The organism is Pseudomonas sp. NPDC089554 (assembly GCF_050280645.1).
In the GTDB taxonomy this organism is placed as follows: domain Bacteria; phylum Pseudomonadota; class Gammaproteobacteria; order Pseudomonadales; family Pseudomonadaceae; genus Aquipseudomonas.
On sequence record NZ_JBNNVR010000072.1, the window covers coordinates 1 to 22,911 of the forward strand.

General features: G+C 63.6%; 27 protein-coding genes. 19 read left to right on the top strand and 8 right to left on the bottom strand.

Annotation, left to right across the window (positions count from 1 at the left end):
• Positions 1–599: pyridoxal-phosphate dependent enzyme (locus ACQKPE_RS19270; RefSeq protein WP_427668217.1), on the bottom strand; the 599-nt coding region annotated here is incomplete at its 3' end.
• Between the two features lie 135 nt (positions 600–734).
• Here ACQKPE_RS19270 and ACQKPE_RS19275 point away from each other — a divergent pair.
• Positions 735–1,631: a LysR family transcriptional regulator gene (locus tag ACQKPE_RS19275; RefSeq protein WP_427668218.1), complete on the top strand. Its 897-nt coding sequence runs from the start codon at positions 735–737 to the stop codon at positions 1,629–1,631.
• On the opposite strand, the gene ACQKPE_RS19280 is transcribed toward ACQKPE_RS19275, so the two are convergent.
• Positions 1,628–1,951 carry a DUF883 family protein gene (locus ACQKPE_RS19280; protein WP_427668219.1) on the bottom strand — a complete coding sequence of 108 codons (324 nt, stop codon included), beginning with the start codon at positions 1,949–1,951 and terminating at the stop codon, positions 1,628–1,630. The two genes, ACQKPE_RS19275 and ACQKPE_RS19280, sit on opposite strands and share 4 nt — an antisense overlap.
• A 149-nt stretch (positions 1,952–2,100) precedes the next feature.
• Between ACQKPE_RS19280 and ACQKPE_RS19285 the strand changes: the two genes are divergently transcribed.
• The gene (locus ACQKPE_RS19285; protein WP_275639489.1) at positions 2,101–2,316 is read left to right on the top strand and encodes a dodecin; all 216 of its coding nucleotides are present in this window, start codon (positions 2,101–2,103) and stop codon (positions 2,314–2,316) included.
• 107 nt (positions 2,317–2,423) lie between these two features.
• Entirely contained in the window at positions 2,424–2,645 is a 222-nt protein-coding gene (locus tag ACQKPE_RS19290) for a DUF1161 domain-containing protein (protein WP_427668220.1), read from the top strand.
• Between the two features lie 100 nt (positions 2,646–2,745).
• Here ACQKPE_RS19290 and ACQKPE_RS19295 read toward each other — a convergent pair whose 3' ends face one another.
• A complete protein-coding gene (locus ACQKPE_RS19295) occupies positions 2,746–3,750 on the bottom strand; it encodes an LLM class flavin-dependent oxidoreductase (RefSeq protein ID WP_427668221.1) in 1,005 nt (334 codons plus the stop codon).
• 155 nt (positions 3,751–3,905) lie between these two features.
• Here ACQKPE_RS19295 and ACQKPE_RS19300 point away from each other — a divergent pair, with 155 nt between their 5' ends.
• Both ACQKPE_RS19300 and ACQKPE_RS19305 read left to right on the top strand, forming a co-directional pair.
• Positions 3,906–4,331, top strand: a complete 426-nt coding sequence (locus ACQKPE_RS19300) for an OsmC family protein (RefSeq protein ID WP_427668222.1) — start codon at positions 3,906–3,908, stop codon at positions 4,329–4,331.
• 72 nt (positions 4,332–4,403) lie between these two features.
• Positions 4,404–4,637: a DUF1161 domain-containing protein gene (locus ACQKPE_RS19305; RefSeq protein ID WP_427668223.1), complete on the top strand. Its 234-nt coding sequence runs from the start codon at positions 4,404–4,406 to the stop codon at positions 4,635–4,637.
• A 35-nt stretch (positions 4,638–4,672) separates the two neighbouring features.
• On the opposite strand, the gene ACQKPE_RS19310 is transcribed toward ACQKPE_RS19305, so the two are convergent.
• Together ACQKPE_RS19310 and ACQKPE_RS19315 are read right to left on the bottom strand one after the other, a co-directional pair.
• Positions 4,673–5,086 carry a hypothetical protein gene (locus ACQKPE_RS19310; protein WP_427668224.1) on the bottom strand — a complete coding sequence of 138 codons (414 nt, stop codon included), beginning with the start codon at positions 5,084–5,086 and terminating at the stop codon, positions 4,673–4,675.
• A 46-nt stretch (positions 5,087–5,132) separates the two neighbouring features.
• Positions 5,133–5,546, bottom strand: coding sequence for a hypothetical protein (locus ACQKPE_RS19315; RefSeq protein ID WP_427668225.1), 414 nt, complete (start codon positions 5,544–5,546; stop codon positions 5,133–5,135).
• A 66-nt stretch (positions 5,547–5,612) separates the two neighbouring features.
• Between ACQKPE_RS19315 and ACQKPE_RS19320 the strand changes: the two genes are divergently transcribed.
• Positions 5,613–6,692 (top strand): aminopeptidase, encoded by a 1,080-nt coding sequence (locus ACQKPE_RS19320; protein WP_427668226.1) that lies wholly within the window; start codon positions 5,613–5,615, stop codon positions 6,690–6,692.
• Between the two features lie 42 nt (positions 6,693–6,734).
• Here the strand turns inward: ACQKPE_RS19320 and yihA are convergent, their stop codons facing one another.
• Positions 6,735–7,367, bottom strand: a complete 633-nt coding sequence (yihA, locus tag ACQKPE_RS19325) for a ribosome biogenesis GTP-binding protein YihA/YsxC (RefSeq protein WP_427668227.1) — start codon at positions 7,365–7,367, stop codon at positions 6,735–6,737.
• A 211-nt stretch (positions 7,368–7,578) separates the two neighbouring features.
• Between yihA and ACQKPE_RS19330 the strand changes: the two genes are divergently transcribed.
• The 8 genes from ACQKPE_RS19330 (at position 7,579) to ACQKPE_RS19365 (ending at position 15,296) form a co-directional block, all read left to right on the top strand.
• Positions 7,579–7,854, top strand: a complete 276-nt coding sequence (locus ACQKPE_RS19330; RefSeq protein ID WP_427668247.1) for a c-type cytochrome — start codon at positions 7,579–7,581, stop codon at positions 7,852–7,854.
• Between the two features lie 31 nt (positions 7,855–7,885).
• On the top strand, positions 7,886–8,503 hold the full coding sequence (locus ACQKPE_RS19335; RefSeq protein ID WP_427668228.1) for a c-type cytochrome: 618 nt from the start codon (positions 7,886–7,888) through the stop codon (positions 8,501–8,503).
• 162 nt (positions 8,504–8,665) lie between these two features.
• Positions 8,666–9,298, top strand: a complete 633-nt coding sequence (gene dsbA / locus ACQKPE_RS19340) for a thiol:disulfide interchange protein DsbA (protein WP_427668229.1) — start codon at positions 8,666–8,668, stop codon at positions 9,296–9,298.
• A 12-nt stretch (positions 9,299–9,310) separates the two neighbouring features.
• Positions 9,311–10,165 (top strand): endonuclease/exonuclease/phosphatase family protein, encoded by an 855-nt coding sequence (locus ACQKPE_RS19345; protein ID WP_427668230.1) that lies wholly within the window; start codon positions 9,311–9,313, stop codon positions 10,163–10,165.
• Positions 10,166–10,243: 78 nt separating this feature from the next.
• Positions 10,244–12,253 carry a diguanylate cyclase gene (locus ACQKPE_RS19350; protein ID WP_427668231.1) on the top strand — a complete coding sequence of 670 codons (2,010 nt, stop codon included), beginning with the start codon at positions 10,244–10,246 and terminating at the stop codon, positions 12,251–12,253.
• An 87-nt stretch (positions 12,254–12,340) separates the two neighbouring features.
• Entirely contained in the window at positions 12,341–12,727 is a 387-nt protein-coding gene (locus ACQKPE_RS19355) for a hypothetical protein (protein WP_427668232.1), read from the top strand.
• 76 nt (positions 12,728–12,803) lie between these two features.
• Positions 12,804–13,583 (top strand): N-acetylmuramoyl-L-alanine amidase, encoded by a 780-nt coding sequence (locus ACQKPE_RS19360; RefSeq protein WP_427668233.1) that lies wholly within the window; start codon positions 12,804–12,806, stop codon positions 13,581–13,583.
• A 93-nt stretch (positions 13,584–13,676) separates the two neighbouring features.
• Entirely contained in the window at positions 13,677–15,296 is a 1,620-nt protein-coding gene (locus tag ACQKPE_RS19365; protein ID WP_427668234.1) for an EAL domain-containing protein, read from the top strand.
• Between the two features lie 117 nt (positions 15,297–15,413).
• Here the strand turns inward: ACQKPE_RS19365 and ACQKPE_RS19370 are convergent, their stop codons facing one another.
• Together ACQKPE_RS19370 and algB are read right to left on the bottom strand one after the other, a co-directional pair.
• The gene (locus tag ACQKPE_RS19370; RefSeq protein WP_427668235.1) at positions 15,414–17,180 is read right to left on the bottom strand and encodes a KinB sensor domain-containing domain; all 1,767 of its coding nucleotides are present in this window, start codon (positions 17,178–17,180) and stop codon (positions 15,414–15,416) included.
• A gap of 8 nt (positions 17,181–17,188) precedes the next feature.
• Positions 17,189–18,538 (bottom strand): sigma-54-dependent response regulator transcription factor AlgB, encoded by a 1,350-nt coding sequence (gene algB / locus ACQKPE_RS19375; RefSeq protein WP_427668236.1) that lies wholly within the window; start codon positions 18,536–18,538, stop codon positions 17,189–17,191.
• Positions 18,539–18,747: 209 nt separating this feature from the next.
• Between algB and ACQKPE_RS19380 the strand changes: the two genes are divergently transcribed.
• From ACQKPE_RS19380 to gltP, 5 genes are all read left to right on the top strand, one after another.
• The gene (locus tag ACQKPE_RS19380; protein ID WP_427668237.1) at positions 18,748–19,566 is read left to right on the top strand and encodes a BON domain-containing protein; all 819 of its coding nucleotides are present in this window, start codon (positions 18,748–18,750) and stop codon (positions 19,564–19,566) included.
• 175 nt (positions 19,567–19,741) lie between these two features.
• Positions 19,742–20,026 (top strand): hypothetical protein, encoded by a 285-nt coding sequence (locus ACQKPE_RS19385; protein WP_427668238.1) that lies wholly within the window; start codon positions 19,742–19,744, stop codon positions 20,024–20,026.
• A gap of 55 nt (positions 20,027–20,081) precedes the next feature.
• Positions 20,082–20,243, top strand: coding sequence for a DUF1328 domain-containing protein (locus ACQKPE_RS19390; RefSeq protein ID WP_003252966.1), 162 nt, complete (start codon positions 20,082–20,084; stop codon positions 20,241–20,243).
• A 2-nt stretch (positions 20,244–20,245) separates the two neighbouring features.
• Positions 20,246–20,716, top strand: coding sequence for an inhibitor of vertebrate lysozyme family protein (locus ACQKPE_RS19395; RefSeq protein ID WP_427668239.1), 471 nt, complete (start codon positions 20,246–20,248; stop codon positions 20,714–20,716).
• 744 nt (positions 20,717–21,460) lie between these two features.
• Complete coding sequence (gene gltP / locus ACQKPE_RS19400) at positions 21,461–22,795, top strand: glutamate/aspartate:proton symporter GltP (RefSeq protein ID WP_427668240.1); 1,335 nt, start codon at positions 21,461–21,463, stop codon at positions 22,793–22,795.
• The last annotated feature ends 116 nt before the right edge of the window (positions 22,796–22,911 follow it).

Consider the following 22,911-nt stretch of genomic DNA (forward strand, 5'->3'; position numbering starts at 1 on the left):
TACAAACGGCCGAGTTTCAAGTGCGACAAACTGCAACATGAAATCAACCAGCGCAGGGCCTCGTTCATGGCGTCCTTCAGGGTGCCGGTGCCGGCAGTGACCGGGACGATCTCGGCGCCCAGCAGCTTCATGCGAAACACGTTGGCCTGCTGGCGCTCGATGTCGGTGGCGCCCATGTAGATCACGCAGGGCAGGCCGAAGCGCGCCGCGACAGTGGCGGTGGCCACGCCGTGCATGCCGGCGCCGGTTTCGGCGATCAGGCGTTTCTTGCCCATGCGCTTGGCTAGCAGCACCTGGCCGATGCAGTTGTTCACCTTGTGCGCGCCGGTGTGGTTGAGCTCTTCACGCTTGAAGAAGATCTTCGCGCCACCGCAGTGTTCGGTGAGGCGCTCGGCGAAGTACAGCGGATTGGGGCGGCCGATGTAGTCACGTTGGAAATAGGCCAGTTCTTCGAGGAACTTGGGGTCGGCCTTGGCCGCTTCGTATTCGCGGGCCAGGTCCAGGACCAGGGGCATCAGGGTTTCGGCCACGTAGCGGCCGCCGAACGAGCCGAACAGGCCGTTGGCATCCGGGCTGGGGCGGTATTGGGACTGGGTCATGGGGGCGCTCCAGGGGCGTAGGTGTAGGGTTGCGTGGTGAAGCCACCACTGATCGATGGGGCTACTCTAACCAGCGCAGCCTCGCCTGAAAACCGATAAGATTGCGCAAACCTGTCAGGAAAACTCACCAATCCAATGCGCCAGGACCTTCCTCCCCTCAATGCCCTGCGAGCCTTCGAGGCCACCGCCCGGCTGAACAGCGTCAGCCAGGCCGCTGAACAGCTGCACGTGAGCCACGGTGCGGTAAGCCGGCAAATCAAGGTATTGGAAGAGCACTTGGGCGTAGCACTGTTCGTGAAGGATGGGCGCGGCATCAAACTCACAGATGCCGGCATTCGCCTGCGCGATGCCAGCTTCGATGCCTTCGACCGCCTGCGCGGGGTCTGTGCCGAACTCAGCCGTGATGTCAGTGAGGCGCCTTTCGTGCTGGGCTGCTCCGGCAGCCTGCTGGCGCGTTGGTTCATTCCGCGCCTGGGGCGCTTGAAGGCCGACCTTCCGGAGCTGCGTTTGCACCTCTCCGCCGGGGAAGGCGACCTCGACCCGCGCCGCCCGGGGCTCGATGCGTTGCTGGTGTACGCCGAGCCGCCATGGCCTGCAGACATGCAGGTGCATGTGCTGGCCGAGGAGCGTATCGGGCCGGTGGTCAGCCCGCATTTCCCGGGTTTCGAGCGGCTGCAACACGCCCCTGCCAAGGCGTTGCTGGGCGAGGCGCTGCTGCATACCACCTCACGCCCACAGGCTTGGCCGACCTGGGCTGAGCAGCATGCGCTGACGCCGGGCGAACTGACGTTCGGCCAGGCGTTCGAGCATTTGTATTACTTGCTGGAAGCGGCAGTGGCGGGGTTGGGCGTGGCCATCGCCCCGCAGCCGCTGGTAGCCGATGACCTGCGAGCGGGTCGTCTGGCCGCGCCCTGGGGCTTTTCGCCGACCCCCGCAGCGCTGGCACTGTGGGTGCCCCGGCGCGCCGCCGATGGGCGCGCCGAGCAGCTGGCGCAGTGGTTGCGCCAGGAGCTAGGTAGCCAGGCCGGTTAGTTGCGTCGGCACAGCAGCCAGGCGGCCAGCAGGCCGACGGCGCCAACGGCGACGCCGGCGGTGGTCCAGGGGTGTTCCTGGGCGTAGTCGCGGGTGGCGATGCCGGTTTCGCGGGTGCGGGTCTTCACTTCCTCGTAGGTGTCGGCCAGCAGGCTGCGCGAATGCTTGAGGGCATTCTGGGCGTTGCCGCGCAGGGCCTTCATGGTCTTGTGCGACTCTTCCGAGGCATCGTGCTTGAGGTCTTCCAAGGTCTTGAGCAGGCTCTCGATCTCGGCTTCCATGCTTTCCAGTGAGGTTTTGCGCAACGCATTGCGGGCCATGTCGACTCTCCTTCGTTGAGTAGGTGTACGAATTGCGACTGCCCGCTGCGCCGAAAGTGCGATCGAACTTTCTGTGGGAGCGATGGCTCGCAGGTAAACCTGGCCTGCACTGCTAGGCTCAAACCAGCCAAAACCCAAGGAGAGCACTCATGTCCGATCATCACACCTACAAGAAGATCGAACTGGTCGGGTCGTCGACCACCAGCATCGAGGAAGCGATCAACAACGCCCTGGCCGAGGCCGGCAAGAGCATCAAGCACCTGGAGTGGTTCGAGGTGGTCGATACTCGAGGGCATATCCAGGGCAACAAGGCCGCCCACTTCCAGGTGACCCTGAAGGTGGGGTTCCGCATTGCAAATAGCTGAAACAGTGCTGAGATAGCCTGTGGTCGCTTGATGGGATAAGACTTCCGAGGTGCCAATGGGAATTGGCACCTTTTTGCTGCTTTTTCTCTGAACAAGGAATGCGATCGATGAAAACAGTGTTCGTAGCAGTGGGTTTGATGATGTTGGCAGGTGGCGCCCTGGCGGCGGGCAAGCCGTGCGAGGAGCTGAAAGCGGAGATCACCGAGAAGCTCGAGGCCAAAGGGGTTTCCGGTTACAGCCTGGAAATCGTCGACAAGGGCGAGCCTGCCGGAAAGGTGATTGGCAGTTGCGAGGCTGGGACCAAGGAAATCGTTTACCGGCGCGGCTGAGCGGTGTATCCATCGCGGGGCAAGCCCGCTCCCACAGGCACTCCACCGCTCTGACGGGCCATGCATTACTTGTGGGAGCGGGCTTGCCCCGCGATAGCGTTTACTGGCCCTTCAACGCCTGCGCCAACAGCTCATACGAGCGCAACCGGTCCTCATGCTCATACAAATCGCAGGTAAAGATCAGCTCATCCGCCCCCGTCTGCTCCAGCAACACTTCCACCTTCGCCCTCACCTTCTGCGGGCTGCCGATCATCGCCAAGCCCAGGAAACTGGCCACCGCATCACGCTCGTGGGGCAGCCACAGGCCGTCCATGCTCGGCACCGGCTTGCGCTGCATCAGGCTCTGGCCGCGAATCAGGGCGAGGATGCGCTGGTACACCGAAGTCGCCAGGAATTCTGCTTTGTCGTCGGTTTCGGCCACCACCATCGGCACGCCCAGCATCACGTAGGGTTTGTCCAGCACGGTGGAAGGCTTGAAGTGGTCGCGGTAGATGCGGATTGCCTCGTGCATGTAGCGCGGCGCGAAGTGCGAGGCGAACGCGTAAGGCAGCCCGCGCATGCCGGCCAACTGGGCGCTGAACAGGCTGGAGCCGAGCAGCCACAGTGGCACCTCGGTGTCGTGGCCGGGTACGGCGATCACCTGCTGGTCGGGAGTGCGCGGGCCAAGGTAGCGCGACAGCTCCTCGACATCATCGGGGAAGTCGTCGGCACTGCCTGAGCGTTCACGGCGCAGGGCGCGGGCGGTCATCTGGTCGGAGCCCGGCGCGCGGCCCAGGCCCAGGTCGATGCGGCCGGGGTAGAGGCTGGCCAGGGTGCCGAATTGCTCGGCGATCACCAGCGGCGCGTGGTTGGGCAGCATCACCCCGCCGGAGCCCACGCGAATCGTCGAGGTGCCACCGGCCAGGTGGCCGATCAGCACGGCGGTGGCCGAGCTGGCGATGCCGTCCATGTTGTGGTGCTCGGCCACCCAGAAGCGGTGGTAGCCCAGGCGCTCGACATGCTGCGCGAGGTCCAGCGAGTTGCGCAGCGCTTGCGCCGGGCCGCTGTCGGCGCGCACTGGCACCAGGTCGAGGGTGGAAATCTTCAGGTCACGCAGTTGCGTCATGGGAGCCTCCGCAGAAAGGGTTGGCCATGGGCCTTTTGAACTCTGTATGGGCGCATTCGGCGGATTCAATGGCTGCACTCAGATTGTTCTGAACTTGCTGTAGGACGTTGTCCTCTGAACCTTAGGTACGCAAACCCAATGACCAGGAGGCAATCATGAAAAAGACAGCATCGGCGATCTGGCAAGGTGGCCTGAAGGATGGCAAGGGCCTGCTGTCCACCGAAAGTGGCGCGCTCAAGCAGAACCCCTACGGCTTCAATACGCGCTTCGAAGGCTCGCCCGGTACCAACCCCGAGGAATTGATCGGCGCAGCCCATGCCGGGTGCTTCTCAATGGCGCTGTCCATGATGCTGGGCGAGGCGGGCTTGACCCCGGAGCGCATCGACACCATCGCCGAAGTCACCCTCGACAAGCAGCCTGATGGCTTCGCCATCACTGCGGTGCACTTGACCCTCAAGGCCAAGGTTCCCGGCGCCAGCGAGGCGCAGTTCCTGGAAATCGCCAACAAGGCCAAGGCCGGCTGCCCGGTTTCCAAAGTGCTGAACGCGAAGATCAGCCTGGATGCGACATTGCTGGATTGAAGCGGTAACGGGGCGGGTTTGCTGTAGTCTAACGGGCATCGGCAGCGCGTCTGCCTTACCAGGAGCCTTCCCATGATCCGAGTAGCGACTGCTGTGGTGGCATGCCTGCTGGCTTCTTCTTCGTGGGCCGCAGTGAAGCCCTGCGAGGAACTGAAGGCCGAGATCGAGGCCAAGATCCAGGCGGCGGGTGTGCCGTCCTATACCCTGGAGATCGTGCCGAACGCCGAGGTGAAGGACCACAACATGGTGGTTGGCAGCTGCGATGCCGGCACCAAGAAAATCATTTACCAGAAGAATGATCGGTAGATGAATGACGGCCCCCGCGTGGGGCCGTCAACGTTTCAGGGAATGCAGAACACCCTGCTCGGCTCGTTGACCAGCACCTTGCGGCTGCCATCGTAGAGCAACACCTGCGGTTGCATGGCTGGCGCCCGTGCTTCCAGGCGGTAGCGCTCGCCCGCCTTGAAGTCGTCGTAGCGCACCGTCAGGTAGCAGATGCGATCGGTGGGGTCGGTGCTGAAGCCGCCCGCCTGCACTTCGTAGTCGAAGCGCACCACCAGCTCGTGCTGGCCCGGCGTGATCTGGAAATAGCGGCCATCTTCCAGGCGCTTGCCGTCCAGGCGGTCGGCCATGAGCGCGCGGCCGGGGGTGATGGTGTAGAGGTCGACCCAGGCTTTTCCCGGGTCTTTGGGCGGCAAGGGGCTGGCGCAGGCCCCCAACGCACTGAGGGCGATCAGCATCATGGGCTGGCGCATGGTGGAACTCCGCTTGCGGTTCACTAAGGGATAAGCATAGCGCTGATCAGCTGTGCTGGCAGCCTGCTGGCTCGCCGCGACCCACCAGTTTTTGCTGGTCGTCATACAGTTTCAGCCAAGGGTGGAAGCCAATGTTGCCGGCTTGCAGGCGATAGCGCTGGCCGGCGTTGAAGTCCTTGAACGTGAGGTTCAGCTCGCAGTCGCGCCACAGCGGCTCCTGCACCGGGCCGATGTTGCTCGGCGGCACAGCGAACTGGTAGCGCACGGTCAGCTCGTGGCGGCCGGGCTGCACTTCGAAATAGCGGTTGTCGGTCCAGTCTCGCTCGTCCACCTGCATGGCGTGCAGCGAGGTGTCGCCGTGGGGCGCGAGGTCGACCCAGGCCTGGTTGGGGTCGGGGTCCGGCAGGCTGGCGCAGCCGGACAGCAGCCCGAGCGTGCCGACGGCAAACAGTGTACGCATGGCGAAACTCTCCCTTGGCAAGTAGTCTTGGAACGCACCGGCCATGAGCGAGACAGGCAGCCTGCGATGCTTCGACTTTTTCTTTTCCGTGGGGCTCTCGACCGCATTCGGGGGCGCTTGGTTCCCCTGTTGGCCGTGCTTCTGCTGGGCGGTTGCTCCAGTGTCGGCTACTACGGCCAGCTGGCTGAAGGGCAATTGCAGCTGTTGCGGGCGCGTCAGCCAGTCGAGCAGGTGCTGCAAGACCCGGCCACCGACCCCAAGCTGCGTGAGCGGCTGTTGCACGCTGAACAGGCCCGGGCCTTTGCCAGCCAGCAACTGAAACTGCCAGACAACGACAGCTACCGGGTCTACGCCGACCTGGGCCGCCCCTACGTGGTGTGGAACGTGTTCGCCACGCCGGAGCTGTCGTTGCAGCCGGTAACCCATTGTTTCCCCATCGCAGGATGTGTCGCTTACCGCGGCTACTACCGCCAGGGCGCTGCACGTGGGGCTGCGGCCTTGCTGCGTGAGCAGGGGCTGGATGTCTACCTGGGCGGTGTGGAGGCCTACTCGACCCTGGGCTGGTTCGACGACCCGATCCTGTCCTCAATGGTCGCCTGGGGGGATGAGCGCTTGGCGTCGCTGATCTTCCACGAGTTGGCCCACCAGCGGTTCTACGTGCAGGACGACAGCGAATTCAACGAGTCCTTCGCCACCTTCGTCGAACAGGAGGGGGCACGCCAATGGCGCGCGGCGCGCGGGTTGCCCGCGCTTGCGCCAGCACGCACGCAGCAGCGCGAGCAGTTCACACAGCTGGTGCTGGAGACCCGTGAGCGGTTGCAGGCGATCTATGCCGGGCCCCTGGATGACGCGGGCAAGCGTGCGGCCAAGCAGGCGCAGTTCGAACGCATGAGGCAGGCATACCGGGTGCTGCGTGATGGCGCATGGGGCGGGGATCGGCGCTTCGATGCCTGGGTCTATGGGCCCATGAACAACGCCAAGCTGCTGCCATTTGGCCTGTATGACCAGTGGGTGCCGGCGTTTGCAGCGCTGTTCCGGGAGGCCAATGGCGATTGGGCGCAGTTCTATGCAAAGGTCGAAGCGCTGGGGCGGTTGCCCGCAGAGCGGCGCAAGGCCGAGATACAGAGGCTGGCTGGCCCTTCGTAGGGGGCCGCATGGCGGCCCGCTCGCAGCACGTGGCCGCGCCTATCAAGCTACCGGCTTGTCTTCCAGCTCCATCCAGCCCGCCAGTACTCGGTAGGCCTCTTCCAGCCCCAAGCGCTTGGGCGCCGAGAACAGCTGGATGGTCACGCCTTCGCCCCAGCCCTTGCGAATTTCCGACTGCACCTTGAGCAAGGTGTTCTTGCCCGCGCCGTGGGTCAGCTTGTCGGCCTTGGTCAGCAGGATGTGCATCGGCATGCCTGCGGCGTTCGCCCAGTCGAGCATCATCTTGTCGAAGTCGGTCATCGGATGGCGCACGTCCATCATCAGGATCACACCGCGCAGGCACTCGCGGCTGCCCAGGTAGGCTTCGAGGTGGCGCTGCCAGTGTTGCTTGAGTGGAATCGGGACTTTTGCATATCCGTAGCCCGGCAGGTCGACCAAACGCCGTTCATCGTCCAGACTGAAGAAATTCAACAGCTGGGTGCGACCGGGGGTCTTGGAGGTACGTGCCAGGCTGGCGTGGGTCAGGGTATTGAGGGCACTGGACTTGCCGGCGTTGGAACGGCCGGCGAAAGCCACCTCGTAACCCTGGTCTTCCGGGCATTGTTCGACCTTGGCGGCGCTAAGGGCGAATTTGGCTTTCTGGCAGAGGCCGAGGATGGGGTTCTTGACTTGCATGGGATATCCGATGTGGGTGTTGCCTAGTCCAGGCACCAGCGTTTCCGTTTGGAGGGCGGAAGTATATAATGCCCCAGTTTTTGTGTGCGAATTCTCCCAGCGAAGGGGAAGACGCATGGGGTGTCGAACAATAGCTTGCGCATTAGAACGCAGCGCGTCACCCAACCCTGAAAGGTCGTTCCGCAAGGCGAAATGGCTGCTTGCTGTCGGTATGTTCCTACCGTTTTTCAGCGCTCAGGCTACACAGGATCCCGAGGCGTTGTACAACCGCAGCTGTGCGGCCTGTCACGCCGGGCAACTGCCGCAGGCCCCCAGAAAGGGCGATGCGGCGGCATGGGAGCCACGGCTGGCGCAAGGTGTGGATGTACTGGTGGCGCATGTTACCCGGGGTTTCAAGGCTATGCCGCCGCGTGGATTGTGCATGGACTGCAGTACCGAGGACTACCGGTCGGTCATCCTCTGGATGAGCGGCAGTCCCGATACATAACATTTCACCCTTAGCCGTGTTGGATTAGCTGATGAACAAACTATTCGTGAGTCTGCTGTTGACCATGGGGGTTGCAGGTGCGGCGAGTGCTGCGGACCCTATCAAAGGCGATGCTGCTGCCGGTCAGGCCAAGACCGCCGTCTGTGGGGCCTGCCACAACCCTGACGGCAACAGCCTGGCGCCGAACTTCCCGAAACTGGCCGGCCAGGGCCAGCGTTACCTCGAAAAACAAATGCACGACATCAAGTCTGGCAAGCGCACGGTGCTCGAGATGACCGGCATGCTGGCCAACTTCAATGACCAGGACCTGGCCGACATTGCCGCCTACTTCGCCAGCCAGAAAGGCAGCGTGGGTGCCGCCGACCCGAAATTGGTCGAGCGTGGCAAGGCGTTGTTTAACGGTGGCGACCTGGAGAAAGGCATGCCGGCCTGCACCGGCTGCCATTCGCCCAATGGCGCGGGCCTGGCCCTGGCCGGCTTCCCTCACCTGAGCGGCCAGCACGCGCAATACGTGAGCAAGCAGCTCACCGACTTCCGCGAAGGCAACCGCACCAACGATGGCGATGCCATGACCATGCGCACCATCGCCAATAAGCTGAGCAACAAGGATATCGAAGCGTTGGCCAGCTATATCCAGGGGCTGCACTGAGTTAACACTCGGTTAATGCAACTGGGGTATTGATGAAAAAACGGGCAGCCCGCGCTGCCCTTTTTTTCGCCCATAGTCGTTACACTACAGAACTCAAGCCCTTCCCGGCCTGTCCCAATTCAGGTCGCGTCGTGGCGACCCATGACTGCTCAGGAGTAAAGCATGCGTAAACTGATTCTCAGCGCTGCGCTGGTCGCCGCCAGCGTATTCGGTGTGGCCACCGTACAGGCCGCAGAGCCTGTCGCCGGCAAGGAATATATCGAGCTGAGCAACCCGGTACCGGTGTCCGTGCCTGGCAAGGTCGAAGTCGTCGAGCTGTTCTGGTACGGCTGCCCGCACTGCTACCACTTCGAACCCACCCTGAACCCTTGGGTCGACAAGCTGCCGGATGACGTCAACTTCAAGCGCGTGCCCGCCATGTTCGGCGGCCCCTGGGATGCCCACGGCCAGATGTTCCTGACCCTCGAAGCCATGGGCGTCGAGCACAAGGTGCACGCCGCCGTCTTCGACGCCATCCAGAACCAGCGCAAGCGCCTGACCGACCCGAAAGACATGGCCGACTTCCTCGCCACCCAAGGCGTGGACAAAGACAAATTCCTCGCCACCTTCAACTCCTTCGCCATCAAGGGCCAGGTCAACCAGGCCAAGGAACTGGCGAAGAAGTACGAAATCACCGGCGTACCGAGCATGGTAGTCAACGGCAAGTACCGCTTTGACCTGGGCAGCGCCGGCGGGCCGGAAGGCGTGCTGAACGTCGCCGACCAACTGATCGCCAAGGAGCGCGCCGCTAAGTAAGCGGCGAACGCCATGCGCCGCATGCGACCCGCACGTGGCGTTGGCCTGCACCAGCCGCAGGTCAACGAGCATCATCTGCAGGCCCCAGGCCTGCCGGAAGATGGTCGCCTGCGGCTGCTCAGCTTCAATATCCAGGTTGGCATCAGCACCGAGCGTTACCACCACTACCTGACCCGCAGCTGGCAGCACCTGCTGCCGCACAACGGCCGGGCCAGCAACCTGAAGAAGATCGGCCAACTGCTCGGCGACTTCGACCTGGTGGCCTTGCAAGAGGCCGATGGCGGCAGCATGCGTTCGGGCTATATCAACCAGGTCGAGCACCTGGCCCAGCTCGGCTCCTTCCCCTACTGGTACCAGCAGCTCAACCGCAACCTCGGGCGCTTCGCCCAGCACAGCAACGGCGTACTCAGCCGTCTCAAGCCCCAGCACCTCGAAGACCACCCCCTGCCCGGCCCGGCCGGTCGCGGGGCGATCCTGGTGCGCTTCGGCGAAGGCGATGACGCGTTGATCGTGGTGATGATGCACCTGGCCCTCGGCGCCAAGACCCGCGCCCTGCAGCTGGGCTATATCCGCGAGCTGATCGGCGGCTACCGCCACCAGATACTCATGGGTGACATGAACACCCACGCCACCGACCTGCTGGAAAACTCCCCCCTGCGTGACCTCGGCCTGATCGCGCCGCAGGTCGAAGCGACCTTCCCGAGCTGGCGCCCGCAGCGCTGCCTGGACCACATCCTGCTCAGCCCGAGCCTTACCCTGGAGCGGGTCGAGGTGCTGGCCAAGCCCATCTCCGATCATCTGCCGGTTGCCGTCGAGATCCGATTGCCTGATGCCCTGACTGTGGCTACGCTGCCGGTCGTGCGATAAGCCTGCTCAAGACTTGGCGCTTCTCGCCGAAACCCCGTAATCACAGCCCATCAGATGCCCTCACCTGCGGATCCAGGCATGACCGACGAAGCCGAGCGCTGGAAAGAAAAATACTTAAAAAGCATCGAGCAGCAGGAAAAACTCGAGCGCCGTTGGGAAGCCCGGCTCGACCTGCTGCGCCGTGGCCTGGTGCGCAGCAGCCTGGCGGCCGAGGGCAGCGACAAGGCGGTCGACCAGTGCATGAAGGAAATGCGCGAGGTCATTCGCAGCGACAGCATGGACGCGGGCCTTGCCGGGCTGATTCCGCGCCTGGAAAAGGCCGTGCTGGACTCCGAGCAGCGCCGCGAAACCCGCATGAACCAGGTCAGCGATGCACTGACCGCACTGGTCAGCCAGCTACAGGGGCTGCCGCTGCCAGGTGATGTGTCGCGGCCACTCAAGAAGCTGGCGAAGAAGCTCGATGGTGGCGTTAGCCAGTCGCGCGAGCTGCCGCCGCTGCTGGGCGAGCTCAGTGGCCTGCAGGGGCGTGCGCTGTCCGCCTTGCGCCAGCCTGAGGACGAAGCCCGGCCCAACCTGCTGCAACGCCTGTTCGGCGGGCGCGAGGCCGAGCAGCCCCAAGCCGGGCCGGCGCTGCAACCTGAGCCTGTGGCGGCGCTGGCCGAACCCCAGGCCACGCCCCATCAGGCACCTGCACCGGTAGAGCTCGTGCAAGTAGCGGAGCCCGTCGCGCAGGTTCTGCCTGGCCCTGTGCGTGCCGATGTGGATGAGTTGCAGCCCTTGCCCGCTCCGCCGCCCATCGCGCTTGAACAGCCAGCCGTCGTCGCAGCGCCTGAGCCTGCGTCAGCGGTAGTTTCCGAGCCGCCTGAACCCGCCTCGGCGTCTGGCGCTGACGAAGTGCCCACTGAAACCCATGCCGAGCTGCCCGACGTCGAGGCGGCGGCAGCCGAAGCGCCCTCCGTCGCCCAGGCGCTTGCCGAGCCTACCCCCGAGTTGGAGGGCGAAGACGGCCCCTACGCCCTGCCCGACGCGACCGAACCGCCCTACAGCTCGGTCGCCGCACACATCGAAAAAACCCTTATCAGCCTGCTCGACGACCTCAGCCTGCCGGAGCGCTACAAGGCGCAGGCCCTGGAGATGCGCGAACGCGTCGCGCGTGGCCTGAACTGGTATGAGCTGATCCCGGTGCTGGACGACCTTGCCGTGCTCATGTTGGCGATTACCGACAGCGGCCAGCACGAGTTCGAGGTGTACCTGCAACAGCTCAACGAGCGCCTGGAAACCTTCCAGAGCCACCTGCAGGAGGCCAGCGCCGGGCACGCCGACAACACGTCCGCCGCCCGCGACCTGGACAGCCAGCTGCGCGAACAGGTCGACGGCCTGCAAAGCAGCGTGCAGGGCGCCGACGACCTCGATGGTCTCAAACACATCCTGGAAAACCGCCTCGAAGGCCTGCTGGGCACCATGGACGACCACCAGCACGAACGCGACCGCCGCGAGCAGGAGCTGGCCGGGCGCCTACAGGGGCTGGCCGAGCGGGTGGCGAGCATGGAGCAGGAAGCGCTCGGCTACCGTGAGCACCTCGAAGAGCAACGCCAGAAGGCGATGATCGACCCGCTGACAGGCTTGCCCAACCGGGCGGCCTGGTCCGAGCGGGTGGAGCAGGAAGTGCTCGACTGGCAGGAAAACGGCGGTCACCTGGCGATGGCGATTCTTGACCTCGACCATTTCAAGCGCATCAACGATGGCTACGGTCACCTGGCGGGCGACAAGGTGCTGAAGATTGTCGCCGACCAGCTGCGCAAGCGCCTGCGTGGGCGCGACTTCATCGCCCGCTTCGGTGGCGAGGAGTTCGTCATGCTGCTGCCGCAGACCTCGCCCGCCGCCGCCCTGCAGGTTGCCGAGGCCCTGCGAGCGGCAGTCGAGGCCTGCCCCTTCCACTTCAAGGGCGAGCGCGTGGTCATCACCACGTCCATCGGCGTGAGCACGTTCCGCAGCGGCGAGCGCCCCGACCAAGTGCTCAAGCGCGCCGATGAGGCGTTGTACCGGGCCAAGGACCAAGGCCGCAACCGAGTCGAACCCGCTAAATAACTACCGCACCTGCAACCTCCTCAGCGATCGACACTGCGGCCTGGCGCTGCACCCCGCAGCGCAGGCAGCGATTGCAGGAGGTTGTAGATGAAGAAAACCGCGATGGTTTTGCTGGGCCTGGCTTTCTCGACCGGCGCTCTGGCCAAGGAGCCGATATTGACAGCGCATGTGTCTGCCGAAGGAGCGGTGCTGCGGCAATCGTCCCAATGGATCGAACATGTCCAACGTACCGTTCAGAATAACTATCTGACTGAATACAAGCTGACACTCAACGAGCAAGTCGTGGATACCGACCCAGGGTTCTGCACTGTCTCTCCCATCGACATCAGCACTGAAGTGACGACACTACATGGTCAGGCCAAAGTCATTGGCAAGCCGATCGTAGAAAGTGTCGTCGTCATGACTCAGTTGGTCGACATGAAAGAACCTAGTGGCGACAACTCGCTCGAATTCCTGGTCATGTGCACCCGCTGACCATCGAGCGATAACATCGCGCGGGGAGCACGTTATACTGTAGCGTCTTGAGGCTCATCCAAACGTGTTCTCCGCAATGAAAAGATTCCTCACCGTGTTGCTCCTGCTGATCCTCGCGGGATGCTCCAGCGGCCTGCGTATCGACCGCAGCCACACCTCGACCAACCAGGACAGCCGCACCCAGTTCGTCGTCCTGCACTACACCAGCGCCTCGCTGGAGCGCTCGCTGGCCCTGCTCACCCACGGCGAAGTGAGTAGCCACTACCTGGTTGGCGACGATCGCGACGCCACCGTCTACCAACTGGTGGACGAAAGCCGGCGCTCCTGGCATGCCGGCGAGAGCCAATGGCAAGGCCGCACCTGGTTGAACTCCAGCTCCATCGGCATCGAAATCGTCAACCCAGGCTACACCGATACCCCCAATGGCCGGGTCTGGCACCCCTACAGCGAAGCGCAGGTGCAGGCACTGATCGCCCTGCTCAAGGGCATCGTCCAGCGCCACAACATCGCCCCGCAACACATCATCGGTCACAGCGACATTGCACCGCTGCGCAAGCTTGACCCCGGGCCATTGTTCCCTTGGAAGCGCCTGGCCGATGCCGGCCTGGGCGTTTGGCCGAACGCCAATGCGGTGGCGCGCCAGCAAGTGTTCTTCGACGCCAACCCGCCCAGCGTGCTGTGGTACCAGCAGCAACTGGCCCGCTTCGGCTACGCCATCGAGCAGAATGGCGAGCTGGACGTGGCCACGCGCCACGTGATCGCCGCCTTCCAGATGCGCTTTCGCCCTCAACGTTTCGACGGCCAGCCCGACAGCCAGACCGCTGCCATGCTTCAGGTGCTCAACACCCAGCGCTGATACGTTTGCGCAGCCCTTGTCGTCTGCCGCCCAACGGCCAAGCTGAGAAGGCATCCAGTTGCTATACCTTTGGTATTCAACTGGATGCCCTGCATGCCTGCCTTCATCGCCGCCGTGCGCCAAATATTCTATCGCCCCTGGACGCTGGCCTCGCTGGTGGCCCTGGCCAGCGCTGCCGTGTTGCTGGCCGGCAGCTTCGGCGTGACCTTGCAGCACATGAAGCAAAGCGAAAGCGCGCAAATGAACGCCCGTGGCGAGCGTTTCCTGGAGCGCCTGGAGCAGGTGTTCGGCCAGTTGCGCGAAGGGGTCGACCAGTTGCAGGCACAGCCGTTGCGCGGCTGCGACCCGGCGATGCTGGCGGCGTTGCAGCAGGTCAGCCTGAGCTACCGCTTCGTCTATGAGGCCATCTACGTGGATGGCCCGATGGCTTGTTCCACCCGGGGCGGCGCGCGGCTCATGGAGCCCCTGCGGGCGCCGGACATCCAGGGCCCGACCTACAGCTACTGGCTCAACACTACGACCGAGCCGAATGAAAACCTCGCGGCATTGATGCTCGGGCGTGGCCCATTCCTGGTGTCCACCTCGCGCGGGCACCTGACCGACGTGGTCGACCTGCCCGCCGGTGGCAGCCTGCTGGTGGTGCTCGACCACGGTGCCCGGGCGATACCGGTGCTGGGCCCGACCCAACCCTGGCCGCCCGCCGAAGGCTGGCCGCCTCCCTCGAACAAAGCCCTGCTGGAACTCAGCGACCGCCTGGTCTACCGCATGCCCACCAAGTCGCCGGACTACCAGCTGGTGCTGATCGCACCGCGTGCCAGCCTGCCCCTACGCATGAACGGCATGCTCTGGCTGCTGTTCCCCGGCAGCGTGCTGCTGGCGTGCTGCATCGGCTGGCTGGTGCTGCAACTGATCCTGCAACGCCGCTCGATGAGCTCGGAGTTGCAGAACGCCCTGCGCCGCGGCGAGTTGCAGGTGCTCTACCAACCCATCTTCGAGCTGGACAGCCGCCGCTGCGTAGGCGCCGAGGCCCTGGTGCGCTGGCGTCGGCCCGATGGCACCTTGACCAGCCCGGAGCTGTTCATTCCGCTGGCCGAGAATACCGGGCAGATCCGCCAGATCACCGACTTCGTTTTGCAGCGTGTGCTGGAGCAACTGGGCCAGCTGCTGCGCGCCAACCGTCACCTGTATATCTCGGTGAACCTGGCGGCCTGTGACGTGATGGTGCCGCGCATTGGCCGGGTGGCGGCGCGCCTGCTCGCCCATCACCGGGTGGCGGCCAGCCAGATCGCTTTCGAAGTGACCGAGCGTGGGCTGGTCGATGTGGTGGTCGCCCGCGACAACCTCCAGGCCCTGCGCAATGTCGGGCACCAAGTGCTGATCGACGATTTCGGCACGGGTTATTGCAGCCTGGCCTACCTGCAAACCCTGCCGGTGGACTGCCTGAAGATCGACAAGGCATTCATCGATGCCCTGGGCCATGACGCCGCCAGCAGCGGGGTCGCCCCGCACATCATCCGCATGGCCCACGACCTGCACCTGCGGGTGATTGCCGAGGGTATCGAGTGCGAGGACCAGGCGGTGCTGCTCAACAGTGAGGGGGTCAACTATGGCCAGGGCTGGTTGTTCGCCCACCCGCTGAACGCCCGGCAGTTTGCCGAGTTGATTACCCGTGGGCGCAGGATTGCCTCGCGGCGCATCGACGATGAGCCTTGAGGTGCCTTTGCCGGCCTCTTCGCGGGCAAGCCCGCTCCTACAGACACCCCACCGAACCTGAGGACAGTGGTGTCCCTGTAGGAGCGGGCTTGCCCGCGAAGAGGCCGGTACAGCCGCCTACACCGGCAAAGCCATGTAGAACTGGGTGCCCTGCCCCGGCCGCGAGAACACCCCCATGCGCCCGCCGTGCAGTTGCACGATCTCCTTGCACAGCGCCAGCCCAAGCCCGGCGCCCCCCTTTTTGCGCCCCACCTGCACGAATGGCTCGAAGATCCGCCCTTGCTGGCCATAGGCGATGCCTTCGCCGTTGTCCTCGACGCTGACGATCACCCGCCCGGCATGCCGCCGGGCCGACAGGCGAATACGCCCGCCATTGGCGGTATGGCGAATGGCGTTGTGCAACAGGTTGTCCAGCACCCGCTCGAGCTGCGGCAGGTCTGCCTGGATGTGCGGTAACGGCAAGTCCAGCGCTTTCACCAGCTCGATCTGCTTGTGCTGCGCCTGCTCGGCGAAGCGCGCCTGGGCGCGCTCCAGCAGCTCATCGATGGCGCATGGCGCCAGTTCGAGTTTCTGCAGGCCGCTCTGGTAGCGCGAGAAGTTGAGCAGGTCGTTGATCAGCTGGGTGAGGCGCTGCATCTCTTCGCCGATGGTCTCGACCAAATCGTTCTCGCGCGCCTCAGGCGGGAACTTGACCCGCTCGCGCAACAGGCCGAAGGCCATGTGCATGCCGGTGATGGGGGTGCGCAGCTCGTGGGAGGCGCGCAGCACGAACTCGCTGCGCACACGTTCGAAGGCGCGCTGTTCGGTAACGTCATGCAACACCATCACCGCGCCGAGGATAGGCCCTTGCGGGTGGCTGACCGGGGTGAGGCTGTAGGTCAGCAGGCGGGTTTCGTCATCGACCTCGATATGCAGGTCGTCGGGCTGGCGCTCCAGGCTGCCGCCGCGTAGTACCTGGCGTAGCTGGTGTTCCAGCTCCGGGCGCTGCAGGGCTTGGGCAAGGCCTTTGCCGACGCGGCTGGCGTCCCAGCCCAGCTGACGTTGGGCCACCGGGTTGAGGTGCTCCAGCTGGCCCTGGCGGTCGATGATCAGCAGGCCATCGTCGATGCTGTCGAGCACCGCCTGCAAGCGCTGCTGGCCGGCCAGCAGCTCGTCGACATTGGTGGCCTGGTGCTTGCGCAGGGCGTCGGCCATCAGGCCGAAGCGGCGGGTCAACTGGTTCAGCTCGACGGCCTGGGTCACTGGCAAGGTCACGTCGAAGTTGCCTTGGCCGACCTCGTCGGCGGCCTTGGCCAGGGCTTCGATGGGCTGGCCGAGGCGCCGGGCGATGTTGTGCGCGGTGATGAAGCCCAGCACCAGCACCGCCAGGCCCATGATACCCAGGGCGCCGCTGACCAGCAGGGCCTGGTCACGGGAGTCTTCCTCGCTTTGCAGGATGTGTTGCAAGGCCACCCTATGCGAGTCGATCAGGTCGTTGCGCACCTGGTTGAAGGCCGCGCCCAGAGCGTCCTCCGGCCCCATGCTGCGGGCCGGCACCGGGCTTTCCCGGTAGGCCTGGAGGAAGTTCTGGTAGTTCGCGTTGGCCTTGCTGAAGCCGCCGCGTTCGTCGTCCTGCTCCAGGCCTTGGTGCAGCAAGCTCTGGAACGTGTCCTGCAGCGAGGTGATATGCCGTGGGTCGGCGTTCTCGTCGAGCAGCAGTTTCAGTTGCTCGCCCAGGTTCTGTCGCAGCTTCAGGCCCACTTCCAGGCTGTGGGTGGTGTCGCGCACCAAGCGTTGCTGCACCGAGGCCATCTGCAAGACGCTGGAAAGCCCCAACACAAGCCCCAGCAGCGCCAAGGTGACCAGCGCCGAAATGCTGAAGAACAACCGGGTCCGCAGCTTCATGGGCCACCTCACAGGTTGTATTGCTTACGCTTGCGATACAGGGTGGAGGCGTCGATTCCGAGGGTCTTGGCGGCCTGGTCGAGGGTGTCGCTGGCGGCCAGCACCGCGCCGATGTGGGCGCGCTCCAGCTCATCCAGGCTCAAGGCCGCACCCACGCGGGGTGCATTGCCGGCAGCAGGCAGTTCACCCATGCTCAGGTGGCTGACTTCCACGCGCTCCTGTGGGCAGATGATGCTGGCCCGCTCGACCACGTTGCGCAGCTCGCGGATGTTTCCCGGCCAGCGGTAGTTGAGCAAGGCGGCCCGCGCCTCGTCGCTGAACGCGCGGGCCGGGCGGGAGTACTCTTTGACGAAGCGGGCGAGGAAGCGGTCGGCCAGGGTCAGCACGTCCTCGCTGCGCTCGCGCAGCGGCGGCAGGTGCAGGGTGATGACGTTGAGGCGGTACAGCAGGTCTTCACGGAAGCGGTTCTCGCGCACCATTTCGTCGAGGTTCAGGTTGGTGGCCGCGAGGATGCGCACATCGGCGCGCCGGGTCACCGGGTCACCGACCCGCTCGTACTCCTTGTCCTGGATGAAGCGCAGCAATTTTGGCTGCAAAGCCAAAGGAAAATCGCCGATCTCGTCGAGAAAGAGCGTGCCGCCATCCGCCTGGCTAACGCGGCCCAAGGTACTCTCGCTCGCCCCGGTGAAGGCCCCGCGGGTATGGCCGAACAGTTCGCTTTCCATCAGCTCGGCGTTCAGCGACGGGCAGTTGATGGTCACGCAGGCCTTGCGTGCACGCTTGCTCCAGCCATGGATGGCACGGGCCAGCTCGCCTTTACCGGTACCGGACTCGCCGAGGATGAGGATGTTGGCATCGGTGGTGGCCACCTGCCGAGCGGTTTCCAGCACCGCCATCATGGCCGGGCTGTGGGAATCCAGGCCGTCCTTGGGCTTGCGGACCTCGCCTTCCAGCGCCTCCAGGCGTGCCGATAGCTGGCGCACCTCCAGTTGCTTGGCCGTGGCCAGGCGCAGTTGGTCGGGGCTGCACGGTTTCACCAGGTAGTCGGCGGCGCCGGCCTGGATCGCATCGACGGCGGTGTCGACGGCCGAGTGGGCGGTGACGATCACCACGCGCATCCAGGGCGCCTGGATGCGCATTTGCGCCAAGAGGTCCAGGCCGTTGTCCTCGCCCAGGCGCAGGTCGAGGAAACACAGGTCGAACACTTGGCGCTGCAACAGTGTCTCAGCCTGGCTAGCGCTGTTGGCAGTCGCGACGCTGTAGCCCTCGTCCTCGAGGCAGTAACGGAAGGTGCGCAGGATGGCGGACTCGTCGTCCACCAGCAAAATGCGGCCTTGCTTGTCCTGGGCTGGTTCCATGTTTCCTGCGCTCCGTTGGGATTGATCTCAGTTAGTGTCGGAAAAATCGGGCAAGTTGCATGGTCGATTCTGAAGGATTGTGCCCTGTGCATGCTAGTCGCTACACCTGAGCTTTGCTAACGAATTGAATTTAAACGAATTGTTGAGGGTAACCCCACTGGCATGGGGGTTGCGACGACCCTTGGCTTTGTCATGAAAGGAGAAGCGCCATGCCTTCCATCCCCAAGGCCGCTGTGCTGGCCGCCAGCCTGCTCGCCATGAGCCCCGCCTTCGCCGAGCCTGTGCAGGACGCCCGCCTGGAGGGCGCGCTGCAAACTGCCCTGTCGCTGAACAAGGTGCTCAACCCGTTTCGCATCAAGGTCGAGGTCGATGGGGCCCAGGCCCGCCTCAGTGGTGAGGTCGAGAATGACGTCGAGCGTCAGCTGGCCGAGCGCGTGGCGCTGGCCACGCGGGGTATCGAGCAGGTCGATAACCAGTTGCAGGTCAATGCCGAACTGGTTGAACGCCCGCTGGAGCTACGCGCCTACGCCCAGCGCCTGGAAGACGCGACCCTGACCGCGATCGTACGGGCGCGCCTGTTGTGGAGCCGGGTCACCGAGGCGTCGCCCATCGAGGTGGAAAGCCGCGAGGGCGTGGTGACCCTGCGCGGTCGCGTCGATCGTATCGAGGCCAAGGAGCTGGCTGGCGTGCTGGCGCAAGGTACTGAAGGCGTTCACCTGGTCAACAACCTCATCAGCCTGGATTCCGCGGCCCTGGCCAAGGCCCGGGAAACCCCGCTGGATGCGCCCACCGGCAAGCAGCCCAGCGATGTCTGGATCATCGACAAGATCCAGGCCAGCTACCGCTACAGCCGCCACCTGGACGGCCTCAACATCAAGATCGCCAGCGAAGAGGGCCTGGTGCGTCTGTCTGGCGAGGTGGTCAGCCAGGAGCAGAAGACCATCGCCCAGGACATCGCCCGACAGATCGTCGGGGTGCGTGGGGTGGACGCCGATTTGCTGCGGGTAGCCACCAAGGTGGAAGGTTGAGTCGTGCAAAACGCACGAGGTGCAGGGGCGCATCGTGCAGGATACGTCCCTGTGCCTGATTTAATTAAAATACAAGCTATTGATTTATAAGGATTATTTTTAATTTTAAAGACTGGCATGCAGGCTGCAATGAACTCCTCAGGTTTGGAAAACAAATACAGCAGGAGGAGCCGGCATGAACCGCCCATCCGTCAACCGCTCACAGATCGCCGCACTGCCCATTCGCCAGTTTCTGTTCCTGGGCATGGCGCTGCTGCTGACCCTGGCCGCTGGCCAGGCGTACTACAGCTGGCAGACCGCTCGCCTGGCCGACCAGGTAGCGGCGCAGACTGCGCTGTTGGCTCAGCTTCAGGCGGAACGTGCCAGCACCTTGGTCAAGGCCTCGCAAGCGCTGCCGGTGGGCCGTACTTCGCCGGCCACCGTCGAGAGCGTCGTGGTTCAAGAGCGCTGGGTGTTCTAAGCGCGCGCAGGCTCCTACCTGGCTGACCGATCACAAGAGAGAAAGGAGAATCACCATGTTGAGTTGGGCTATTACCTTCCTGATCATTGCCATTGTCGCCGCCGTGCTGGGCTTCGGTGGTATCGCCGGCGCCGCTACCGGTATCGCGAAGATCCTCTTCATCGTCTTCCTGGTGCTGTTCGTGGCTTCCTTCTTCTTTGGACGCGGTAGAGGTTGAAGATGAGCCGGATGCTAGGCAAAGCCCTGGTCACTGCCCTGATGCTGGGCAGTGGCACGGCAGCGATGGCGGCCAATGACGGCCAGGTGCGGGCAAACCAGCTGCTGGGTACCGACCCCGAGTACCGGGAAACCTGGCAGTCCACGGTCAAGCGCGAGGAGCGCCTGCCCGAGTGGGTGCTCAACCTCAGCGGCAGTGCGCCGCAGCAGATGTCTGCCGTGACCGAGGATGGCGACAAGTACCTGGTCGGCCCGCTTTGCGAATCGGAAGACAAGTGCACCTACAAGCGCTTGATCGTCGCCTTCAGCTGGGACAAGGACGAAGCCTACGGGATGCTCGTGGAAGTGCCCGAAGGCTTGCCGACCGATAAGTCTCCGACCCGCCATGCCGATTACCGCTGGCTGGGCGACCCGGACGAGGGCATGAAGGCCCTGCTCCAAGAGCAGCTCAAGCGTGACCCGAACTGGTATTGAGTAGCGGCATCACGCTGTAACGTTTTGGAAGCTGAACCTTTCCCTCGTTCAAGCTTCTATGATGCGCCGCCCCGAGGAAGGGTGGCACATGACCAGGGAGCCGGGCTGTTCTGGTTGTTGCAGGACCGGAGTGGCCTAGGGGTACAGGGAGTGCCTCCGCAAGGGCTGGGTCAGGAAAGATGGCATCGCAAGCTTCAGGCCAGTCGCGGCACACTAACCGCAATTGGCTGGCCTGGCTTGCGAAGCGTCTAGGCAAAGCAGCTATATAAAGAAGCATTCTGCCCGTTTGCAGCGGTCCCGCTGCGAGACACATTTTGACGCAACCGTACATCGAATTTTTTTGACCTACCTCCGTCGTGCCAGGCGGTGTCATTTCTGCCATTCGGATTGTCGAACGCGCCAATTACCTCCATTCAAGCGTACCGTCTTTTCGGCCGAAAACTGGCGGTTTGGTCATGTTCGGAAAACCGAACATGCAAAAACAAGCCCTGACCTAGGGTGATCACGAGGCATCTTTGTTATGCCGATCATGCATAGGGTAATCGTTTCCGGCATTAGACTCCCTCCCTTCGCATCGCAATAGTTGCGGCCTTTTTTCGCTAGCACAGCGCCCATGCGCTTGCCTGCGGTGACCTTCGCTGGGGTCGCCCAATGGAAGACAATTGCTACCAGTGACGTTACCAACGGCTCTGTTGCGCGGCTTTCAGGTCGGCTCCCCAAGACCACTAAAACAAAGGTAACGACATGAAGAAGGCAAAACTGAGCCTCGCCTGGCAGATCGTCATCGGTCTGGTACTGGGCGTTGCAGTCGGCGCGCTGCTGAATCATTTCAGTGCAGAAAAGGCATGGTGGATCAGTAACGTTCTCCAGCCCGCCGGCGACATCTTCATTCGCCTGATCAAGATGATCGTTGTCCCGATCGTGATTTCGTCGCTGATCGTGGGTATCGCCGGGGTTGGCGATGCGAAGAAACTCGGCAGCATTGGTGTGAAGACCATCATCTACTTCGAGGTGGTGACCACCATCGCCATCGTCGTCGGCCTGGTGTTCGCCAACGTCTTCCACCCGGGCGCCGGCATCGACATGAGCACCCTGGGCACGGTCGACATCTCCAAGTACCAGGCCACTGCGGCCGAGGTGCAGCATGAACATGCGTTCATCGAGACCCTGCTCAACCTGATCCCGTCGAACATCTTCGCAGCGCTGATGCGTGGCGAGATGCTGCCGATCATCTTCTTCTCGGTAATGTTCGGCCTGGGCCTGTCGAGCCTCAACGCCGAGCTGCGCGACCCGCTGGTGCGTACCTTCCAGGGCGTGTCGGAGACCATGTTCAAGGTCACCCACATGATCATGGCCTACGCCCCGATCGGCGTGTTCGCCCTGATCGCCGCCACCGTCGCCAACTTCGGCTTCTCCTCCTTGCTGCCGCTGGCCAAGCTGGTGCTGCTGGTGTACTTCGCCATCGCCTTCTTCGCCTTCATGGTGCTGGGCCTGGTGGCGCGCGTGTTCGGCTTCTCGATCATCAAGATCATGCGCATCATGAAAGACGAGCTGATCCTCGCCTATTCCACCTCCAGCTCCGAAACCGTGCTGCCGCGGGTGATCGAGAAGATGGAGAAGTACGGCGCGCCGAAGTCGATCTGTTCGTTCGTGGTGCCGACCGGCTACTCGTTCAACCTCGACGGCTCGACCCTGTACCAGAGCATCGCGGCGATCTTCATCGCCCAGCTGTACGGCATCGACCTTTCGTTGAGCCAGCAGCTGCTGCTGGTGCTGACCCTGATGGTCACCTCCAAGGGTATCGCCGGTGTGCCGGGCGTGTCCTTCGTGGTGCTGCTGGCCACCCTGGGCAGCGTGGGCATTCCGCTGGAAGGCCTGGCGTTCATTGCCGGTGTCGACCGCATCATGGACATGGCCCGTACCGCGCTGAACGTGGTGGGCAACGCCCTGGCTGCGGTGGTCATCGCCAAGTGGCAGGGCATGTACGACAGCGCCAAGGGCGAGGCGTATTACGCCGAGCTGGTGCTGGCCAAGGGCAAGCCACAGGCCGTGGTGGTTGGCGAGGCTGCCAAGCAGTAAGGTTGTTGCGTTGAACCAGAAAAGCCCCGACTCGTCGGGGCTTTTTGTTGTCTGAAAGATTCGAGGGCGCAGCCCTCGCCCACGGTCTCCAGCCAAGCCTCGGATGCGCTATCATC

Coding starts and splice junctions, on each gene's coding strand:
- ACQKPE_RS19315 (WP_427668225.1), bottom strand. CDS start 5,546: ATGCGTACACTGTTTGCCGTCGGCACGCTCGGGCTGCTGTCCGGCTGC.
- ACQKPE_RS19370 (WP_427668235.1), bottom strand. CDS start 17,180: ATGAAGCTGCGGACCCGGTTGTTCTTCAGCATTTCGGCGCTGGTCACC.
- yihA (WP_427668227.1), bottom strand. CDS start 7,367: ATGCAAGTCAAGAACCCCATCCTCGGCCTCTGCCAGAAAGCCAAATTC.
- ACQKPE_RS19305 (WP_427668223.1), top strand. CDS start 4,404: ATGATCCGAGTAGCGACTGCTGTGGTGGCATGCCTGCTGGCTTCTTCT.
- ACQKPE_RS19330 (WP_427668247.1), top strand. CDS start 7,579: ATGTTCCTACCGTTTTTCAGCGCTCAGGCTACACAGGATCCCGAGGCG.
- ACQKPE_RS19280 (WP_427668219.1), bottom strand. CDS start 1,951: ATGGCCCGCAATGCGTTGCGCAAAACCTCACTGGAAAGCATGGAAGCC.
- ACQKPE_RS19300 (WP_427668222.1), top strand. CDS start 3,906: ATGAAAAAGACAGCATCGGCGATCTGGCAAGGTGGCCTGAAGGATGGC.
- ACQKPE_RS19335 (WP_427668228.1), top strand. CDS start 7,886: ATGAACAAACTATTCGTGAGTCTGCTGTTGACCATGGGGGTTGCAGGT.
- ACQKPE_RS19290 (WP_427668220.1), top strand. CDS start 2,424: ATGAAAACAGTGTTCGTAGCAGTGGGTTTGATGATGTTGGCAGGTGGC.
- algB (WP_427668236.1), bottom strand. CDS start 18,538: ATGGAACCAGCCCAGGACAAGCAAGGCCGCATTTTGCTGGTGGACGAC.
- ACQKPE_RS19275 (WP_427668218.1), top strand. CDS start 735: ATGCGCCAGGACCTTCCTCCCCTCAATGCCCTGCGAGCCTTCGAGGCC.
- ACQKPE_RS19295 (WP_427668221.1), bottom strand. CDS start 3,750: ATGACGCAACTGCGTGACCTGAAGATTTCCACCCTCGACCTGGTGCCA.
- ACQKPE_RS19320 (WP_427668226.1), top strand. CDS start 5,613: ATGCTTCGACTTTTTCTTTTCCGTGGGGCTCTCGACCGCATTCGGGGG.
- ACQKPE_RS19285 (WP_275639489.1), top strand. CDS start 2,101: ATGTCCGATCATCACACCTACAAGAAGATCGAACTGGTCGGGTCGTCG.
- ACQKPE_RS19390 (WP_003252966.1), top strand. CDS start 20,082: ATGTTGAGTTGGGCTATTACCTTCCTGATCATTGCCATTGTCGCCGCC.
- ACQKPE_RS19345 (WP_427668230.1), top strand. CDS start 9,311: ATGCGCCGCATGCGACCCGCACGTGGCGTTGGCCTGCACCAGCCGCAG.
- ACQKPE_RS19360 (WP_427668233.1), top strand. CDS start 12,804: ATGAAAAGATTCCTCACCGTGTTGCTCCTGCTGATCCTCGCGGGATGC.
- ACQKPE_RS19355 (WP_427668232.1), top strand. CDS start 12,341: ATGAAGAAAACCGCGATGGTTTTGCTGGGCCTGGCTTTCTCGACCGGC.
- ACQKPE_RS19395 (WP_427668239.1), top strand. CDS start 20,246: ATGAGCCGGATGCTAGGCAAAGCCCTGGTCACTGCCCTGATGCTGGGC.
- dsbA (WP_427668229.1), top strand. CDS start 8,666: ATGCGTAAACTGATTCTCAGCGCTGCGCTGGTCGCCGCCAGCGTATTC.
- ACQKPE_RS19310 (WP_427668224.1), bottom strand. CDS start 5,086: ATGCGCCAGCCCATGATGCTGATCGCCCTCAGTGCGTTGGGGGCCTGC.
- ACQKPE_RS19385 (WP_427668238.1), top strand. CDS start 19,742: ATGAACCGCCCATCCGTCAACCGCTCACAGATCGCCGCACTGCCCATT.
- gltP (WP_427668240.1), top strand. CDS start 21,461: ATGAAGAAGGCAAAACTGAGCCTCGCCTGGCAGATCGTCATCGGTCTG.
- ACQKPE_RS19380 (WP_427668237.1), top strand. CDS start 18,748: ATGCCTTCCATCCCCAAGGCCGCTGTGCTGGCCGCCAGCCTGCTCGCC.
- ACQKPE_RS19350 (WP_427668231.1), top strand. CDS start 10,244: ATGACCGACGAAGCCGAGCGCTGGAAAGAAAAATACTTAAAAAGCATC.
- ACQKPE_RS19365 (WP_427668234.1), top strand. CDS start 13,677: ATGCCTGCCTTCATCGCCGCCGTGCGCCAAATATTCTATCGCCCCTGG.